Annotated in this window: 15 protein-coding genes; 7 read left to right on the forward strand and 8 right to left on the reverse strand. The window is 27.8% G+C overall.

Annotation, left to right across the window (positions count from 1 at the left end):
- Positions 1 to 3: 3 nt before the first annotated feature.
- On the reverse strand, positions 4 to 2,763 hold the full coding sequence (gene ccsA, locus ACNI28_RS13080) for a cytochrome c biogenesis protein CcsA (protein WP_419764711.1): 2,760 nt from the start codon (positions 2,761 to 2,763) through the stop codon (positions 4 to 6).
- A 137-nt stretch (positions 2,764 to 2,900) separates the two neighbouring features.
- Here ccsA and cmoB point away from each other — a divergent pair, with 137 nt between their 5' ends.
- Complete coding sequence (gene cmoB / locus ACNI28_RS13085) at positions 2,901 to 3,821, forward strand: tRNA 5-methoxyuridine(34)/uridine 5-oxyacetic acid(34) synthase CmoB (RefSeq protein ID WP_419764712.1); 921 nt, start codon at positions 2,901 to 2,903, stop codon at positions 3,819 to 3,821.
- Here cmoB and ACNI28_RS13090 read toward each other — a convergent pair.
- Positions 3,818 to 4,786 (reverse strand): GGDEF domain-containing protein, encoded by a 969-nt coding sequence (locus tag ACNI28_RS13090; protein ID WP_419764713.1) that lies wholly within the window; start codon positions 4,784 to 4,786, stop codon positions 3,818 to 3,820. The two genes, cmoB and ACNI28_RS13090, sit on opposite strands and share 4 nt — an antisense overlap.
- Positions 4,787 to 4,868: 82 nt before the next feature.
- Positions 4,869 to 5,462 carry an MBL fold metallo-hydrolase gene (locus tag ACNI28_RS13095; protein WP_419764715.1) on the reverse strand — a complete coding sequence of 198 codons (594 nt, stop codon included), beginning with the start codon at positions 5,460 to 5,462 and terminating at the stop codon, positions 4,869 to 4,871.
- Between the two features lie 59 nt (positions 5,463 to 5,521).
- Here ACNI28_RS13095 and ACNI28_RS13100 point away from each other — a divergent pair, with 59 nt between their 5' ends.
- Together ACNI28_RS13100 and ACNI28_RS13105 are read left to right on the forward strand one after the other, a co-directional pair.
- A complete protein-coding gene (locus tag ACNI28_RS13100; protein ID WP_419764716.1) occupies positions 5,522 to 6,343 on the forward strand; it encodes a ferritin-like domain-containing protein in 822 nt (273 codons plus the stop codon).
- A gap of 84 nt (positions 6,344 to 6,427) precedes the next feature.
- On the forward strand, positions 6,428 to 9,307 hold the full coding sequence (locus tag ACNI28_RS13105) for a PAS domain S-box protein (RefSeq protein ID WP_419764717.1): 2,880 nt from the start codon (positions 6,428 to 6,430) through the stop codon (positions 9,305 to 9,307).
- Here the strand turns inward: ACNI28_RS13105 and ACNI28_RS13110 are convergent.
- Positions 9,293 to 10,429: a response regulator gene (locus ACNI28_RS13110; protein WP_419764718.1), complete on the reverse strand. Its 1,137-nt coding sequence runs from the start codon at positions 10,427 to 10,429 to the stop codon at positions 9,293 to 9,295. The genes ACNI28_RS13105 and ACNI28_RS13110 overlap by 15 nt on opposite strands.
- A 186-nt stretch (positions 10,430 to 10,615) precedes the next feature.
- On the opposite strand from ACNI28_RS13110, the gene ACNI28_RS13115 reads away from it, so the two are divergent.
- A complete protein-coding gene (locus ACNI28_RS13115; RefSeq protein WP_419764719.1) occupies positions 10,616 to 11,842 on the forward strand; it encodes a response regulator in 1,227 nt (408 codons plus the stop codon).
- Position 11,843: 1 nt separating this feature from the next.
- On the opposite strand, the gene ACNI28_RS13120 is transcribed toward ACNI28_RS13115, so the two are convergent.
- The 4 genes from ACNI28_RS13120 to dnaJ form a co-directional block, all read right to left on the reverse strand.
- A complete protein-coding gene (locus ACNI28_RS13120; protein WP_419764720.1) occupies positions 11,844 to 12,917 on the reverse strand; it encodes an EAL domain-containing protein in 1,074 nt (357 codons plus the stop codon).
- 10 nt (positions 12,918 to 12,927) lie between these two features.
- Positions 12,928 to 13,569, reverse strand: a complete 642-nt coding sequence (gene pdxH, locus ACNI28_RS13125; protein ID WP_419764721.1) for a pyridoxamine 5'-phosphate oxidase — start codon at positions 13,567 to 13,569, stop codon at positions 12,928 to 12,930.
- Positions 13,570 to 13,641: 72 nt separating this feature from the next.
- The gene (gene trpB / locus ACNI28_RS13130) at positions 13,642 to 14,850 is read right to left on the reverse strand and encodes a tryptophan synthase subunit beta (RefSeq protein ID WP_419764722.1); all 1,209 of its coding nucleotides are present in this window, start codon (positions 14,848 to 14,850) and stop codon (positions 13,642 to 13,644) included.
- A 131-nt stretch (positions 14,851 to 14,981) separates the two neighbouring features.
- The gene (gene dnaJ, locus ACNI28_RS13135) at positions 14,982 to 16,115 is read right to left on the reverse strand and encodes a molecular chaperone DnaJ (protein ID WP_419764723.1); all 1,134 of its coding nucleotides are present in this window, start codon (positions 16,113 to 16,115) and stop codon (positions 14,982 to 14,984) included.
- A gap of 76 nt (positions 16,116 to 16,191) precedes the next feature.
- Here dnaJ and recR point away from each other — a divergent pair, with 76 nt between their 5' ends.
- The 3 genes from recR to ACNI28_RS13150 are packed head-to-tail and all read left to right on the forward strand — an operon-like array spanning position 16,192 to position 18,398.
- Positions 16,192 to 16,764, forward strand: coding sequence for a recombination mediator RecR (gene recR, locus ACNI28_RS13140; protein WP_419764725.1), 573 nt, complete (start codon positions 16,192 to 16,194; stop codon positions 16,762 to 16,764).
- On the forward strand, positions 16,765 to 16,947 hold the full coding sequence (locus ACNI28_RS13145; protein WP_419764726.1) for a uracil-DNA glycosylase: 183 nt from the start codon (positions 16,765 to 16,767) through the stop codon (positions 16,945 to 16,947).
- An 11-nt stretch (positions 16,948 to 16,958) separates the two neighbouring features.
- A complete protein-coding gene (locus ACNI28_RS13150; RefSeq protein WP_419764727.1) occupies positions 16,959 to 18,398 on the forward strand; it encodes a sensor histidine kinase in 1,440 nt (479 codons plus the stop codon).
- The last annotated feature ends 9 nt before the right edge of the window (positions 18,399 to 18,407 follow it).

Genomic DNA, 18,407 nt, shown 5'->3' on the forward strand with positions numbered 1-18,407 from the left:
AACTTAGGCTTTTAAATCTCTATTTTTGTATGCTATAGCTATTGTTACAAAAACAAGAGTAGTTGTTACATAAACCCAAGTAGGAATAGGTACTGGGTCTCCTGTTGCATATGAGTGCATTCCAGATAAGTAAAAGTTTACTCCAAAGTAAGTCATTAAAATAGTACTAAATGCTAAAACAGAAGCAGTCGTAAGTACAAATGGATTATTTAATGATTTTACAAATCTTAAGTGAATAACTATTGCATAAACTACAATAGATACATAAGCCCAAGTCTCTTTTGGATCCCAACCCCAGTATCTTCCCCATGATTCATTTGCCCAAATACCACCAAGGAAGTTTCCTATGGTAATAGCACTTAATCCAATGATTAAAGACATTTCATTTATATATGTGATATGTTTAATTGTTTCATCTAAGTGTGGTCTATTTTTTCTAAAGATAAACAATACAAGTGTCATAAAACCTATAATTGCACTTAGTCCAAAGAAGCCATACGAAGCAGTTAAAATTGAAACATGAATTGTAAGCCAATATGATTTAAGTACAGGAACCAAGTTTGTAATTTGTGGGTCAATACTTGTAAGATGTGCTGTAAACATAAAAATAGCTGCAACAATAACAGCAGCACTTAGTGCAAATAGTGATTTTCTAAAGAAAAAAACACCAGCAAAAACACCAGACCATGAAATATAAAGTAAAGACTCATAAGTATTTGACCAAGGAGCATGTCCTGCAACTACCCATCTAAATCCCATACCAAAAGTATGTGCTGCAAAAAGTATTGATAAAACAATAAAGGCTACTAAAGTAGTTTTTTTAGGTTTGATTTTTGGATTGAATACTACAACAAATGCTGTAATCAACATAATAAAACCAACAAATAAGTAAGCTAAAGTAAGTTTAGGGAAAATATCAAGTTTATTAAACATAATCTCATTTGAAATCTCTTGTTCACTTGGTATTATTTTTTCACCAACTTTTCTTTGATAAGCATAAATAAAGTCTAAGTATTTACTAGCATTTTCCCAGTCTTCAAGAATAATTGTATTTACAAATCCTCTAATCATAGTCTCTAAAGCTTTTTGGGCTTTACCTTGGAATTTTTGCATCGCATCAACAGGATTAAACCATTTTGTTGAATCAAAATCATGTGGAGTAGGGAAGATGTTAAATAAACTTGCATTAAAAGTCATAAATGCAACATTTAATCTTTCATCAACTCTTATTACATCTTTTTCGTAAGTTCCTCTTTGTGCAGGTTTAGTTGCAACTGCTTTATTTATCTCATCTGCTAAAATATATTTTCCATCTTTGAAAACTTCTGCAAAAGCGATATATTTTCTCTTCTTTTCAATACCTAAATAGTTTTTTAATCTTGGAGTGGTGATTTTTATCATTTTTACACCTCTCCAAATCTCTGGTCGAGAAATCATACCTATGACAATTTGATCAGCATTTAGTCCAAACATAGATTTTTTACCAGATAGCTTCAAGAGAATTTCTTGATTTAAAGAGTCTGCAGGTTTCATTCTTCCGCCACCACTTTGAACAGTAAGTGTACCAAATTTTGTAGCTAATTCTAAAGAGTCTTTTTTAAGCATTTCAATATACTCTTCAGTTGTGTCATACTCTTTAACCATAGGTTGTTGTGTTTGCTGTGTAGCTTGAGTATTTTGTGCTTGTTGTTCTGCTGCTTGTAGATTTGAAGCTGTAAAGGCTAATCCAAGTGCAAGTACTAGTGAAGCAATATTTTTATCTTTCATTTTGTTTGCAAGTATCCAAAATCTTGATTGTTTACTAAATAAGTTTAATACAAGACCTAATGTAAGAAAAAAGTATCCTAAATATGTTGGCCATTTACCAGGGTCATTATTTACAGATAAAACAGTTCCTTTTTCATCTTGGTCATATGAACTTTGAAAAAATAAGAAGTTTCCTTGATGAAGTGTTCTATTCATAAAAATTCTATAGTCATAAGATTTTCCATTTTCTTGAAATACTGTAACTTCTGAAGCATATGATGATGGGGACATACTTCCTGGGTATCTATCAAGTTGGAAGTCATTTAGTTTTATTGAAAAAGGGAGTTGTAGTAACTTTGAACCATACTCAACACTTAATATAGTATCTCCAAAATCTTCTATTTTTGGCACTCCTTTTACTCCTCTTTTCCCTGGAAGTTTTATTGCTTTTGTTTGTCCATTTAATGTAGCCTCAATAGTAAGAATACTCATATCATTTTTACCTTTTTTTGCATACATATGTTTGTTGAACTTCACATTTAGGGTTTTTCCGTTGAAATTTATATCATGATTGAAGTAGTTACCACCTAAAGCAGATAGTTCGATTGGATACTCAGCATAGTATGAACTACCATCTTTTTCTTTGATATTAACTTGTAAAAACGGCTCTAAAGAGTACATCAAGTTTTGAGTTTGACCTTCTCTTATTTGCATAATTCCTTCATATCCTGCATATCTTGTAACTGCAGCCCCAATTAAAATCAATACAAATGAAGAGTGAAACAAAAATTTTGCTTTTTGTTTCCACATCTTTCTTCTATAAATTATTCCCATTAAATTTAGTGTTGTAAGAACTAATATTGATTCATACCACCAATGGTTATATACAAGTACTCTAGCTGTTGATGTTCCGTAGTCATTTTCCATAAATGTAGCTACTCCTGCTCCAATTGCTAGTATTGCCAATAAAATAAGAGTAGTTTTAAATGAGAATAATATATCCAATATTTTAGTCAAAACATTAGTCCTTTTGTATCTTTTTTTTTGTTTTATTATAATCAGGCTTTATTAATAAAATATTAACTATGTTAACTATATTAAAATTTTGCAATTATATCAAAAGATATTTAAGAAATAATGATTATAATTGCACTATGAATGAACAATTAAAAGAACTGCAAAAAAAGAGAGTAGAATGTCTCTCCTGGAAAAATATTAAACCTTGGCATGAACAACTTCTAAAAGCACAGAAAATAGAAAAAGATTCATGTGAAGTTAAACTTGAAGACTGGCTTACAATAGGTAAAAAAGAGGATTTAACTCAAGAAGAAAGAGAAACAGTCTTACAAACTGCTAAAACTCTAATTCCTTGGAGAAAAGGACCTTTTAATCTTTTTGGTTTAGAAATAGATAGTGAATGGCAAAGTAATATAAAGTATAATCTAATTCGACCTCATTTTAATCTAAAAGATAAAGTAGTGGCTGATATTGGTTGTAACAATGGCTATTATATGTTTAGAATGCTCGAAGATAAACCTAAAAAACTTATTGGTTTTGACCCTAGTCCTTTAACTATGCTTCAATTTGAGTTTATAAACCACTTTGTAAAAAGTGATATTGTTTATGAAAAACTTGGAGTTGAACATTTGGAGATATATAATCATAGTTTTGATTTTATTTTTATGTTAGGTGTTTTATATCACAGACCAGACCCTGTTGGGACACTAAAACTTTTAAGAAATTCCTTAAGTAAAGATGGTGAAGTTTTAATTGATACTTTTATGATAGATGGAGAAGAAGAAGTTGCTCTTACTCCAAATGTGAGGTACTCAAAGATTCCAAATATCTATTTTATACCAACAATTCCAGCTCTTAAAAACTGGCTAATTAGAGCTGGCTTTTGTGATATTGAAGTTCTTGCTGTTACTACTACTTCAAGTGAAGAGCAAAGAAAAACCCAATGGTCTTTTGACCAAAGTTTAGATGACTTCTTAGACCCAAATGATAAAACTAAAACTGTAGAAGGGTATCCTGCACCCAAAAGAGTCTATATTAAAGCAAAAAAGAAGAACTAAAATAAATCTATATTATCTTCTTCTTTTATATCTTTAAAAGCTAAAAATGAACTTCTTCCTTTATTTTTAGCTTCATAGAGTGCTGTATCTGAGTTTTTGATAATTTGATCCATAGTATTAGTTGATGCCTCAAATTTATCATAACCTATGCAAATAGTTTTTTTAAGGGTTGCTTCTTCGTTTATTTGTATTTCTACTTGGGCAAAGTCTTGAATTAGTTTTTCACAAATATCTTTTATCTCATCTTCTTGTGCTGTACTTAAAATAGAGACTAAGAACTCATCTCCTGAAAGTCTTGCCACTAAATCAAACTCTGAGATATTTGAGTGAATAACCCTTGCAAGTTCAATTAAAACTTTATCACCAATATCATAATCAAACTCATCAATAACTGCTTTAAATCTATCAATTCCTACCATTAAAAAGAAAACTTCATTTTTATCTTTATGTGATAAGTTTATTAATTTATTTACATGTTCTGTTAAATATTGTCTATTGTAAACGTTTGTAACAGAATCAATAGAGTTTGCTTGAATGTAGTTTTTCTTTAAAATACCACTTTGAATGATGGGAGAAATTTGGAAAAATGCTGATTCAATAGCATTATACTCAGCCTCTAATACACTATAGTGTGTTTTTGAAGTTGCAGAAAAAGAAACAATAGCATTTTGAGAGGTATGTGTATTTATAATAAAGAAAAAAGATTTATCATCATCTAGATAAAACTCTTCTCCTTTTACATATACGTTTTCTTTTTTATTATTTTTCATATCAAATAAAGAGAAGGTAACATTATCTACGTTATAGTTTCTATTAAGCCACTCATAAATATCTTCGGCCACTTGTTTTAGATTTGATGAATATTGAAGTTGTTCATATAGTTCATAAATTTTCTCTAATGACTTAAAGTCTTTTTCATTGTGACTTGATGATTTTATTAAACTTAATATTGAGTTTTTTAACATAATCTCTCTTCTTTATGTAAATTTACTTAATTATAATTCTTTTTATTTAAAACTAGCATAAAACCTATATGTAAAGTAGCTTTTATAGGTAATTTAACCAGTTATTTAAAGAATGGACTTCATTTTTAAGTGTTGTATTCTCTCCATGTCCTGGAAAAATATTAATATCTTTATCCCATGATAAAACTTTTTTTATACTCTCTTTCATATTTGTGGGGCTTGAGAAAGGAAAATCTACTCTTCCAATTGTGCCTTTAAATATAAAATCACCTGTAAAAAGATTGCCATCTATTTCAATAGCAGAACACCCTGGTGTATGACCTGGAAAAAAGTGGTATTTTACAACAGTCCCATCAAAATCAAACTCTTCATCACCATCAACCAATATATCTGCTGTGCTTGGAGTCATCCCAAAACCATAAGGGTCTTTGTCTAGCATAAAAGCATCATCTTTAGGACAATATATCTTTAGCCCAAATTCACGGCTTACTTCATTATTTGACCATACATGATCAAAGTGTCCATGTGTGTTTAAAATCACAACAGGATTTTTTGCATTTTCTTTTATCCATGGCATTGCATCAACGCCTGGGTCTATTATAAAATCTTTTTCATCAACGCTTACAATATAACAATTTGTTTGATATTCGCCCATTGGCTTTATTTTTATATCCATTTCAAACCTTATTAGATAGAATCTATTTTTATAAGATTATATCAATTTAGAGGTAATAAGTGAATTATTTTGAAAACTTAGAAGATATTTTATTAACAAGTACTCCAAAAAATAAATTTGAAAAGTTTGAGAAGTTTTATGAAAAATTTTTAGCTAATAAACTAACTTATGATTTCAGTTTTGAACCAAAAGCACTAAATGAACCATCATATAAGAGTTTTATGAAAATAGTTCTTCCTAAAGATGTAAAAATAAGAAAATATTTTGATACTAAAGAGGGTAAAGCTAGTTTACTTCACACAATAGCACATATAGAGTATAGTGCTATTGATTTAGCCCTTGATGCTGCACTTAGATTTAAAAATATGCCAAATGACTATTATAAAGATTGGTTAGAGGTTGCAAGTGATGAAATAAGACACTTTTTAATGATAGAACAGATTATGAAAAAGATAGGCTATAAGTATGGTGACTTTGAAGTGCATACAAACCTTTTTGAAGCTATGAAAAGAACAACTACCTTGGTGGATAGAATGGCAATAGTTCCAAGATATCTTGAAGCCAATGGACTTGACCAAAATCCTAAAATAATGAAAAAACTTGAATCAAACCCAGATACTATAAACAGTGAAATTTTAAAAGCTCTTAATATTATTTTACAAGAAGAGGTTGATCATGTTTATAAAGGTGATAGGTGGTTCAGATATGCTTGTGAAAAAGAGAATTTAAATGTAGAGAGTACATATTTAGAACTTCTTGAAAAGTATTATCCAGGAAGCACACAAAGTAAAAAACCTGATATGAATTTTGAAGCAAGAAAAAAAGCTGGATTTTCTTGTGATGAATTAAAAAGATTATCTAATAAAGAGGAATGTTTTTAGATATTAATAGAATAAATTTAATAACATTTATACTACTTATGATACCATTTGTTTTAGCATAACTTCAAAATAAAAGTGAATAAGATGAAAAGAATAAAAACTTCAACACATTGGCTTGTCTTAATTATATGTATAATAATCTCTTTTTCTATATTTATTTTTACCTTCAAATACAGTACAGCATTAATAAAAGATTCAAATAGAGATAAAATTCAAACAGAATATAAATATTTAGTAAATCATATAAGACTATTTCAAAATGATAGAAAAGCATATCTATCTATCTTGGCAAATCATATAATGGTTGTTGAATATTTAAAAGAGTTAAATACCAATAGTGAAAAAAAAGTTATAAAACTTTTTGAAGATCAAATGAAAAAGATTCCTTTAATTATGCAAATAAGAGTACTCTCTTTAGATGGAAATGAGTTAATTAAACTAGATAATAGAGATGACAATATAGAAGTTGTTTCAAAAGATAAATTACAAAATAAATCTTATAGGGAATACTTTAAACATTTTATTAAATTAGAAAAAAATGAAATGGGTATTTCTCCTTTGGATTTAAATATTGAAAATGGAAAAATAGATATACCTTTTCGTGCCACCCTAAGAATAGCAATGCCAGTTTTTAATGCACAGAAGAAAGAAGCTATAGTAATAATAAATTATGAAATGAATGATTGGCTAAAAGAAAATATAATATCAACGTTTTTAAATGTAGATTTAGTAGATAAAGATGGCTATTTTATTATAAGTTCAGATAATAAAAATAATTGGTCAAAATATCAAAGTAATAAATTAACTATCAAAGATAAATTTAATGTGAATATATCAGAGTTAGATTCTTCAATATACACAAATACCTATAAAGATGATTTCATAGTTAAAAGTTTAAGGCTTTGGAACAATGAGCTTTTTTATATAGTTTATAGTTTTAAAGACTCAAAAGATACAAACCTATTTATAAATCAATCAAAAATAATAGCTATATCAATTATTTTTGCCATATTGATTTTAATACTTCCTTTCTTTAAGATATTATATGAGTATTTAAATATATTAAAGAAAAGTGAATTTAAGATAAAAAAGATTTTAGATAACTCTTTAGACTCTATAATCATGATAAATGAAAAAGGAAAAATACAAACGGTAAATAAAACTACTTTAGTAACTTTTGGTTATACAGAAAATGAATTGGTAGGGAAAAATGTAAATATTTTGATACCTGAACCACATCATTCAAGACATGATGAATATCTAGCTAGTCATGATAGAACTATGATGACAAAAGTTTTAACAACACAAAGAGAACTATTTGGTATAAGTAAAAATAAAAGATTGATTCCTATTAGTTTGTCTATTACAAAAATAAATATTGATGCTGAAACTTTTTTTATTGGTTCAATTAGAGATATAGAGAAGGAGAGAGAAAGTAAAAAGTTATTTGAAAATGTTTTTAATGAATCTCCCTTGGGTATTGCTTTAGTTTTACCTGATGGAACATTTTGGAGACTAAATAGTAAATTTGCTTCAATAATAGGTTATACAAATAAAGAAGCAGTAAAACTCACCTTTAAAGATATAACCCATAAAGATGACATAGAAAAAGATATTTCTCATGTCAAACAACTTTTAAGAAAAGAAATTGATAAATACTCTATGGAAAAGAGATATATCCATAAAAATGGAACTGTAGTATGGGTAAATTTATCTGTGACCCCTGTTTTTTTAGATGATAAAAAAGAAAAAATCGAATACTTTATAGCTGTAATTGAAGATATCACAGAGAAAAAAGCAGTTAATGAAAAACTATTAGAAGCCGAAAAAATATCTTTATTGGGACATTGGGATTGGAATATAAAAGATAACAGTTTTTCTTGGTCTGATATGATATTAAATATTTTTGAAATTAAAGATTCAAACTTTATTCCTAGTTATGAAAACTTTATAAATGTTATTCATCCAGAAGATAAGCAGAGTGTTGAAAAAGGTATTCAATATGCAATTGATAATAAACAACCTTTAGATATGGAATACAAAGTAATTGTTGAAAATAAAACAAAAACTATTCATCTAAAAGGTACTACTACATATTTAAATGATGACGCAATCAACATATTTGGTACATGTCAAGATATTACAATAATAAAAGAACTACAAGAAAAAGAAAAAAATCAAGAACACCTCTTAATGCAACAATCAAAACTAGTTTCAATGGGTGAAATGGTTGCTGCAATTGCACATCAATGGAGACAACCTTTAAATTCTATTGGTTTAGCAGTTCAAGACCTTGTCTCTGCGTATAAACATAATGAAATAGATGAAGAGTATCTTATAGAATCACGTGATGAGATTATGGAACAATTAAACTATATGTCAATAACGATAGATGAGTTTAGAAACTTTTTCACCAAATCAAATAAAATTGTTGAATTTAATATAATAGGTTCACTTAAAGAAATAATATCATTTTCATGGGCTCAATTAAAAGAAAATGCTATTTATGTGGATATATATATTTATAAAGATAATAAAAAAGTTAATATCAATGAATTAATAGATTCTGATTTTAATGAGTATAAACTCAATAGTAGAATCTCAGAACTTAAGCAATTGGTTATCAATTGCTTAAGTAATGCAAAAGATGCAATTGTTAAGTTAGAAGATTCAAATCAAATAAATCATAAAATAGATATTTTAGTAGTTAAAAAGGATAATAATACTTTTGATATTATAATTACTGATTATGCAGGAGGAATAGACTCCCAAACAAAGGATAGGATTTTTGAGCCATATTTTACAACAAAAGAGATGGGTACAGGTCTAGGTCTGTATATCTCCAAAATGGTGATGGAAAAATCACTAAAAGGAACTATATCTTATGCTGATTCAGAACTTAATCATGAAGGAAAAAAGTATAAAGGAAGTTCATTTATAATCAACTTATCAAGTATCAGTTAACTTTCCTACTAAAGAATTTAATCTAATCGTAAATTCAGCACCATAATATTCTTTATTGTTGTATATGAAGTTGGAGTTAGTTACATTTATTTTACCCTCTAAACTATTTTCCACGATTTGTTTAGACATATAAAGTCCAATACCAGTTCCTTCTGTCTCTTCTTTTCCACTTACGTAAGCTTCAAATATTGAGTCTATATTCTTTTGTTTTATTCCACCAGCATTATCTTTTATTTTAATTACTGTTTCTCCATCTTCTTCTGTTATATCAATAAAGATATATTTTTCTGTTTTAATCTTTATTAACTCATCGGTTGCATTTTTTATTATATTTAAAATGACTTGTAGAAGTTCATTTTGATAATTACATAAATGTGTATTTTGAATATTTTTTATAAGTGTTATATCATAAGCTTTACATTGGGCAATGATTAAGTTTTCTACCTTTTTCATCGTATCTTCCAAGTAGAAACAACTTTCAAGTTTGTTTGGTTTTAAATAGTTTTGAAAATCACTCATTGTGGTATTCATGTAATCAACAGAATTCATAATGTTATCTAAGTATTCATCCAAATCTTTTTCGTAATCAATAGTCTTCATCTCTTTAGCCACTTGAATTGTACTTGCACTTAGGGATATCGTATTTAAAGGTTGTTTCCATTGATGGGCTATATTTCCTAACATCTCACCCATTGCAGCCATTTTTGATTGTATTCGTAAAACTTTCTCTTTTTTACTTAATTCTTTTTTTTCTTCTATTTCTTTATTGAATTGTCTTATTTCATTTAGTAAATTATCAATATCAATTGGTTTAACTATAAAGTTTTTAACTTTTAATTTAATAGCTTCTATAAAGTATTTTGGTTCACTAAAGGCAGATGCCATGATAATAGGAACATCTAGATTTTTATCTTTGATTTTTTTATACATCTCTAAGCCACTCATACCTGGCATATGAATATCTGATACAATAATATCAGGATTGATTTCAAGTATTTTTTCTAATGCTTCATCTGGATTACTAAAAGAATAAACTTCAGCAATTTCTCTTTTTAATATTCTAGTAATTCTTTTTAATAGTACTTCATCATCTTCTACAACAACTAATTTTAACTCAAGCATATAAGATATCCTATTTATAATATAATATTTAAACTATATGTAATTATATCTTAATTGTATATTACAAATGTAGATTATTAGTATATAATAATTACTTTTTTATTATAAGATAATAGTATCTTAGTTTAAGCTTAGTATTCTTTAATTTTTTATGAGGTACTATGTCTTTATATAAAAGGAGTTTGTGTGGATGATAATTTTTTAAATAAAATAACAATATTAGTTGTAGAAGATTCAAATACAGATAGAAAGATGTTGGTTACTATATTAAAAAAGTATTTTTCAACAGTTTTAGAAGCTTCTGATGGTGAAGAGGGTTATGAAGTTTATAAAAATAATAAAAATATTGATATCATAATCTCAGATTTAAATATGCCAAAGGTTTCAGGAATAAATTTTTTAAAACTTGTTAGAAGCTCCGATATGAATATACCTTTTATAGTTACTACTGGGAGAATTGAACCAGAGAGTATGCTTGAAGCTATAAATTTTAATGTTAATTCATATATAACTAAGCCAGTTGATATTAGTACATTATTACAAAAAATAGATTACCTTTGTGAAAATAAATATCTTGAAGAACGACTAGAGAATAAAAGAAAAGAAGTAGAGTATTTAATTGAAGCTGTTGATATAGCAGCCCTTATTTTTAGAATGAATGGAAAAGGTGAAATTTCATATATGAATACAGCTATGCTTGATGTTTCTGGATACAATAAAGAAGATGTAGCTAACTTAAACTTCAATAATATTATTCATCCTGAAATACCTAAAAAATATATTGATAAAACATGGGAAGAGTTAAATAATGGGAAACTATGGAAAGGAAATACTAAGTTTATAACAAAAGATGGAGAAACCTTCTATTTAAATAATACTATTTTTAAAACAAACAATAATGATTATATTACAATAGCCTTTTTAACCACAAAAGAGAATCTTGAAAAAAGAGACTTTCAACGAAAAGTAATAATGAAATTTCAAGAGTCAAATAAAAAAGAGTTTGAGTTAAAACAAAAAAACAGTGCTTTAGAAAAAAAAGTAGATACATTAAGAGATTTATATGAAGAAGATGAAATGACAATAAAATCCTTAAAAGAAAAAAATGCTTCAAATGTAAGACAACTAGAACACTATGAACGTCAAGGAGATAATCTAACTCAAAAATACGAAAAATTTATGAACTCTAAAAAAGAAGAAATAGAGTCGTATATCAAAACTCTAAATATAGAAAAGCAAAAAAATGATAAACTGTCTCTTAAATATGATGAACTTTTAGAACTAGTGGAACATTTTAAAGAAAGAAATAAAAGTTTAGAAGAAGATGTTAGAAATAAAAATCGTAGAATTAATGATTTAAATGAAATGCTTGTAAATAAAAGTGACTCTAAATCAAAAAAAGGATTTTTTTGATTTAGACTAGTTTTGTTTGAAGTTTTCTAATTGGTTCTGCTAATGGTTTTGAGTAGTAATAACCCTGCACATAATCTACGCCAAGTTCCCTTACTTTATTTAGCTCTTCAGCAGTCTCCACTCCTTCGGCTAAAAGTTTTATGTTGTTATCATCTGATATTTGTTTTAAAGCTTTGTATATTGATTGTTTCATTGTATCTTTTTGAATATTATCAATAATATTTCTATCTATTTTAATGATGTCTGGCTTTATATCAATAATCATATTTAAAGATGAATATCCTTCTCCCACATCATCTAGGGCAATTAAAAAACCTTTTTGCCTATAAAAATTGAGGATTGTTTTAAGATGCTCTTTATCTTTTACTTTTTCTGTTTCTACGACTTCAAAAACTATATTTTTTGGGTCATATTCTAGCTGTTTTGCCCATTTGACTGTTGCTTGAAGACAAAATTCAGGATCATATATTGAAGTTGGCAAAAAGTTAATAAATATTTTTTTATTTATTCTTTTTGTAGCTGCTGTTTTTAAAGCTGTTTCTCTACATATTTGATCAAGTTTAAAGTTTGTACTGTTTCTTTCTGATTTTTTAAAAATCTCATCTGGATACATAAGTGTACCATCTGGATAAACCCCTCTTATTAAGGCTTCATGCCCAAAAATCGTATTGTTTTCCATATCAATAATTGGTTGAAAGTGAGAGGTAAAGCTTTTGCTATATAAAATCTCAAAAAATGAAACATCATTGATAAAATTTAAATACAAAAATAGTGATTTTGCTTTTAGTATATTGTTTATAGTAAGTGGATGTTTATGGTTTTCTACAAATACACGTATCTCTTTTTGTTCAAATTCTGAAAAGTTTTCAGATAAGAAATTGATATTTTCATGAAAAAACTTATTTGGGTTTAACAAAACTACAGAACATATATTCTCATCAATTTTTGACTTAAGGTGAAGTTTCTTAAGTAGCTTAGAAACTTTTTGTACCATTTCTGGAATATTTGTAATAAAATGAATAGTTGATTCACTTCCACAAATATTAAACTCTTCTTTACATGAACACTCAAACATAGCTATTCCTTTATGGGGCTAATCTATTTATTTGCCAATTGTTTTTTTCATTTAGTTTATACTCAAACCTATCATGAAGCCTATCTTTGCCACCTTGCCAAAACTCAACAACTTTTGGTTTTATAATATACCCACCCCAAAAAGACGGAAAAGGTATTTCACCTTTTACAAATTTGTTTTTTATTTCATCAAATTTTGCTTCAAGTAGACTTCTAGAAGTAATAACTTCACTTTGATGTGAAACCCACGCTCCAATTTGACTTCCCTTAGGACGAGAAAGAAAGTACTTTAAAGAATCCGTAGTACTTATCTTTTCAATTGTTCCTTCTATTTTAACTTGTCTTTCTAGTTGTAACCAAGCAAAATGTATCGCTACATTTGGGTTTTCTTCTATTTGCCACGCTTTTTTACTTTTATAGTTTGAAAAAAATACAAAACCATTCTCATCATACAGTTTTAATAAAACAGTTCTAATAGAAGGTATCATATCTTTTCCAACTGTTGCTAAACTCATAGCATTGGGCTCTAAGATTTGAGCACTCATGGCTTGTTCAAACCAAAGTTCAAACTGTTTAATAGGAGAGTTTAGTAAATCATCTCTTCTTAAACCTTTTGTTGTGTATTCTTGTCTTAGTTGAGATATGTCTTTCATTTATTCTCCGTTTAGAAAATTATATAATAAATTAGGCCATTTAATAGATAAATTCTGTCAATTAATAAAATTTTATTTTAAATTGGGAATAGGGTAGTTCTCAATAATAAAATCAATATCTTTATCACCTCTACCGCTTAAGTTTACTAAAATAGTTTTCTCTTTTGATAAAGTAGGTGCAAGTTTCATCGCATATGCAACTGCATGAGCTGATTCAAGTGCTGGAATAATACCTTCTAGTTGTGATAACTTATAAAATGCATTTACCGCTTCTTCATCATTGCATAAGCCAACTTTTGTTCTACCTTTATCCATTAAAAAAGCATGTTCTGGACCAACTGATGGGTAGTCAATCCCACTACCTATTGAATACACAGGTGCTGGCTCACCTTTTTCATCTTTTAGCATGATGGAATTAAAGCCATGCATAACTCCTTCACTTCCATAAGTTAAACTTGCTGCATGTTCACCTAAGTTTTCACCTTTACCTAAAGGTTCAACTCCATATAAATCTACTTCTTTATCATCAATAAATCCAGCAAATATTCCCATAGCATTTGAACCTCCACCAACACAAGCTATTACATTGTCTGGAAGCTTATCTTCATGCTCTAAAAACTGTTCCTTTGACTCTATTCCAATTATACTTTGAAAATCTCTTACCATCATAGGAAAGGGATGAGGACCTACAACTGAACCAATACAATAAATAGAGTTGTCAGTATCTTGTAAATAAGCTTCAAATGCAGAGTCAACAGCCTCTTTTAAAGTTTTAAGACCATGAGTAGCTGGTACAATTTTAGCACCCAAAATCTTCATTCTTACAACATTTGGATACTCTTTTTTGATATCAACTTCACCCATATGAATTTCACACTCTAGTCCAAAATATGCAGCAGCAGTTGCAAGTGCAACACCATGTTGTCCTGCTCCCGTTTCTGCTATTACTTTTTTCTTACCCAAATGCTTAGCTAGGATAACTTCCGCCATACAGTGATTTAGTTTGTGTGCTCCTGTATGATTTAAATCTTCTCTTTTTAAATATATTTTTGCACCACCACAAAACTCTGTGAGGCTTTTTGCATATGAAATTGGAGTAGGTCTTCCTTGATAATGTTTTCTTACATGATGAAGTTCATCTAAAAATGCTTTTGAATTTTTTATTTCATTGTATGCTTTAGTAATTTCTTGAAAAGGAACTTCAAGTTGTGGAGGTATAAAGGAACCTCCAAATTTTCCAAAATAACCTTTTTCATCAGGGTATGATTCTAGGTGTAACATTATATAAATCCTTAAATAGTATATTTAAAATATTATATAGAATAAGTTTTTAATTGATTATGAAATAAGTAGTTTTTTCTAGATTTATCACAGTAATAAAAATACTGTGATAAATTTTATTTAAGTGTAGTTTATTTAAACCAGCTTTTTACTTTGTCAAACATATTTTCAAAGTTTTTTTCGTGTGGTTTGCTCTCTATTCCAAAGCTTTTTTGTAGTTTTTCTAATAACTCTTTTTGCTCTTCATTTATATTTTTAGGATATTTTATTTTTATTTGAACTATTAAACTACCTTTTCCATGTCCTTGAACAGATTTTACACCTTCATTTCTGAATTTAAATTGCTCTTTATCTTTAGTTCCCATAGGAATTTCCAGTGATAATTCACCTCTAAGACCTGGTATTGTGATTGTATCGCCAAGAGCTACTTGAGTAAAGAATAATGGAACTTCTATATAGATATCATCATCATGTCTTATATAGTGAGGATCTTCATTTACATTGATTTGTAGATATAAATCACCTCTTGAGCCATCAGGGGCAATATTCCCTTTATTTGATACTCTAATTCTATTTCCATCGTTTACACCTTCAGGAATATCTACATTAAATTTTTCTTCTTTTTCTTCATATCCAGTACCTGAACATTTTTTACATTTATTAGCCACTGATTCACCAGTACCATTACATGTTGGACATGTTTGTGCAAATGTCATAAAACCTTGTCTTGTATGAACTTGTCCTTGTCCAGCACAAGTTTTACAAGTAGTTAGTTTACCATCTTTTGCACCTGTACCTTTACAAGGTTTACAAGCTGTTTTATATTTATAAATAACATCTTTTTTTGCACCAAATACAGCTTCATTGAATTCAACTTTTAATTCAACTCCAATATCTAAATTATAACTATATGTTTTTCTCTGTCGTCTTTGTTGTCCACCAAATCCACCAAATCCAGATTGTCCAAACATCTCTTCAAAAATTGAACTTAAATCATCAAATCCACCAGAACTAAAGCCACCTCTACCTTGTCCATGTCCTTCTAATCCTGCTTTTCCATATCTATCATATAAAGCTCTTTTTTCATCATCACTTAAGACTTGATAAGCTTCATTAATTGCTTTAAATCTCTCTTCTGCTTCATTGTCATCTGGGTTTTTATCCGGATGATATTTCATCGCCATCTGTCGGTAAGCTTTTTTTAATGTACTTTTATCAGCACTTTTTGTAACTTCTAATAATTCATAATAATCTATGTCTAACAAAGTATTGCTCCTTTTATTATTTAAAAAACTTCGCGATTTTATCTAATTTATGATAAATCTTTGATATAATCGCCACATGAAACTTGGATTAAATAAATTTTATGACTTAGTAGAAGCCTTTGAATCTCTTCCCACTATTGGAAAAAAATCAGCACAAAGACTTGCTTATCACATAGTAATGAGTGATAATTATTGTGGTATAAAAATTGCGCATAGTATTGAAAGTGCGCTAAAATCAATAAGAAAATGCTCACAGTGTGGATGCATGAGTGAACATGAGATTTGTGAAATTTGTTTAGATGATGATAGAGAATCTAGTTTTGTATGCGTTGTTCAGTCTGCAAAAGATATTTTTACAATAGAAGAATCAAAACAATTCAATGGCAAATATTTTGTAATATCTCAATTGGATGAAATGGTCTTAGACAAATTAATTTATTTTGTTAAAACAAACAATGTAAAAGATGTACTTTTTGCTATATCTCCATCTCTATCAAATGATGCTTTTATTTTGTTTATTGAAGATAGGTTAAAAGAGTTTAATATAAATTTTACAAAAATAGCACAAGGTGTTCCAACGGGAGTTAGTTTAGAAAATGTTGACATTTTGTCATTAGCAAAAGCAATACAAAGTAAAGTGATAATTTAAATGAAAGAAAAAGAAAGAATAGTTTGTCAAAAATGTATTTATTACTATGTAACTTGGCAAAATGGTAGATCACATGGATGCAAAGCATATGGCTTTAAATCGCCAACAATTCCAAGTGTTGTTGTGAAAAGTTCAAGTAAAATGGATTGTAAGCTTTATTATAAAAAACCAAATACAAAATAGGACTTAGATATTTGCAAGAGAATATACTAAAAATTAAAAACAGTCAAATTAAAATCTTCACATATATGATGAATAATGAACAAATAAGTTCTTTAATTGAAGATAAACAGATTGATTCAAGACAGTTTTTAGAGACTGTTCTTGTACCACTATTTAATACATTTATTAGGTTTTTACAAAATGAAGAAGATATTAAACTAAAGTTTTTATTGAAAAATGTTTTGCAAAAAGATGAACTTTTTTTAATCCTTAGAACATTTAAAAACTCTATATTTTTTGATGTAAAAAATAATAGCAAATTAAGTAGTTATGATTTTACCAGAAGAGTTGATGAAGTTTTTGATATATTTTATTTGTACTTATTTAAAAAAAGTCAAACAATTAAAATAGTAAAAGATGAAGATGAAATAAATTATCTACTTAATACATTGGATGAAAACTTAGCTATATTATATCTTGATTTAGATGGAAGAATTGAAAACTCAAGTACCTTTTTTAGAAAACTATTTTTATCAAATAAGAAAAAAATAAAGTTTGAAAAAATAGAAAATTTAATAGTACATAAAAGTGAAGCTACTAAGTTTTTAGAAAAACTAGATAATGAAGATAATTTCTTTATAGAAGCAATAGAGGTTTTAAAGTGTGATGAATCAGTATTTTGGGTTGAAATTAATGTTGAAAAAAGAGAAAATGATATTATTGTTATCTTTAAAGATATTAGCTATAAAAAAAGTTTAGAAAACCAGAAAAAAGTATTTTTAGAACAATCAAAAATGGCTGCAATGGGGGAGTTGATATCTATGATTGCACATCAATGGAGACAGCCACTTCAAACAGTTTCAATATTGGCACAAAAACTTGTATTGACAAAAAAAACAGATGGTTATGTTGATAATGATATTCTACAAAAATCTGTTACAGATATTGATTCACAGTTAGATTACATGTCTAAAACCATAGATGACTTTAGAAACTTTTTCAAACCTGAAAGTCAAAAAGTTATTACAAAACCAAGTAAAATAATAGATAAAGCAGTTAAATTTTTGCATTATATTTTAACCATTAATAATATTGAGTTTAAACTAGATATTATTAATGATAAAGAAATTAGTATTATAGAAAATAATCTAATTCAAGTTATAATAAATATTATAAAAAATGCGATAGATGTTCTTTTAGAAAGAGAAATAGAATCAAAATTGATAATTATTAGATGTGATTTTAACGAAAATTATGTAATAATAGAAATCGAAGATAACGCGGGTGGAATACCCGAAGAAGATTTAAATAAAGTTTTTGATTCGTACTTTACAACTAAACACAATGACAAGGGCACCGGTCTTGGATTGTATATGAGCAAAACTATCATTGAAGAACATAGCTTAGGTAAACTAAGTGTAAAAAATAGTTCAAATGGTGCATTATTTAAAATTGAATTACCAGTAGAATAGGAGTTAATA

Source organism: Arcobacter denitrificans (SeqCode) (assembly GCF_048571185.1).
GTDB classification, from domain to species: Bacteria; Campylobacterota; Campylobacteria; order Campylobacterales; family Arcobacteraceae; genus Arcobacter; species Arcobacter denitrificans.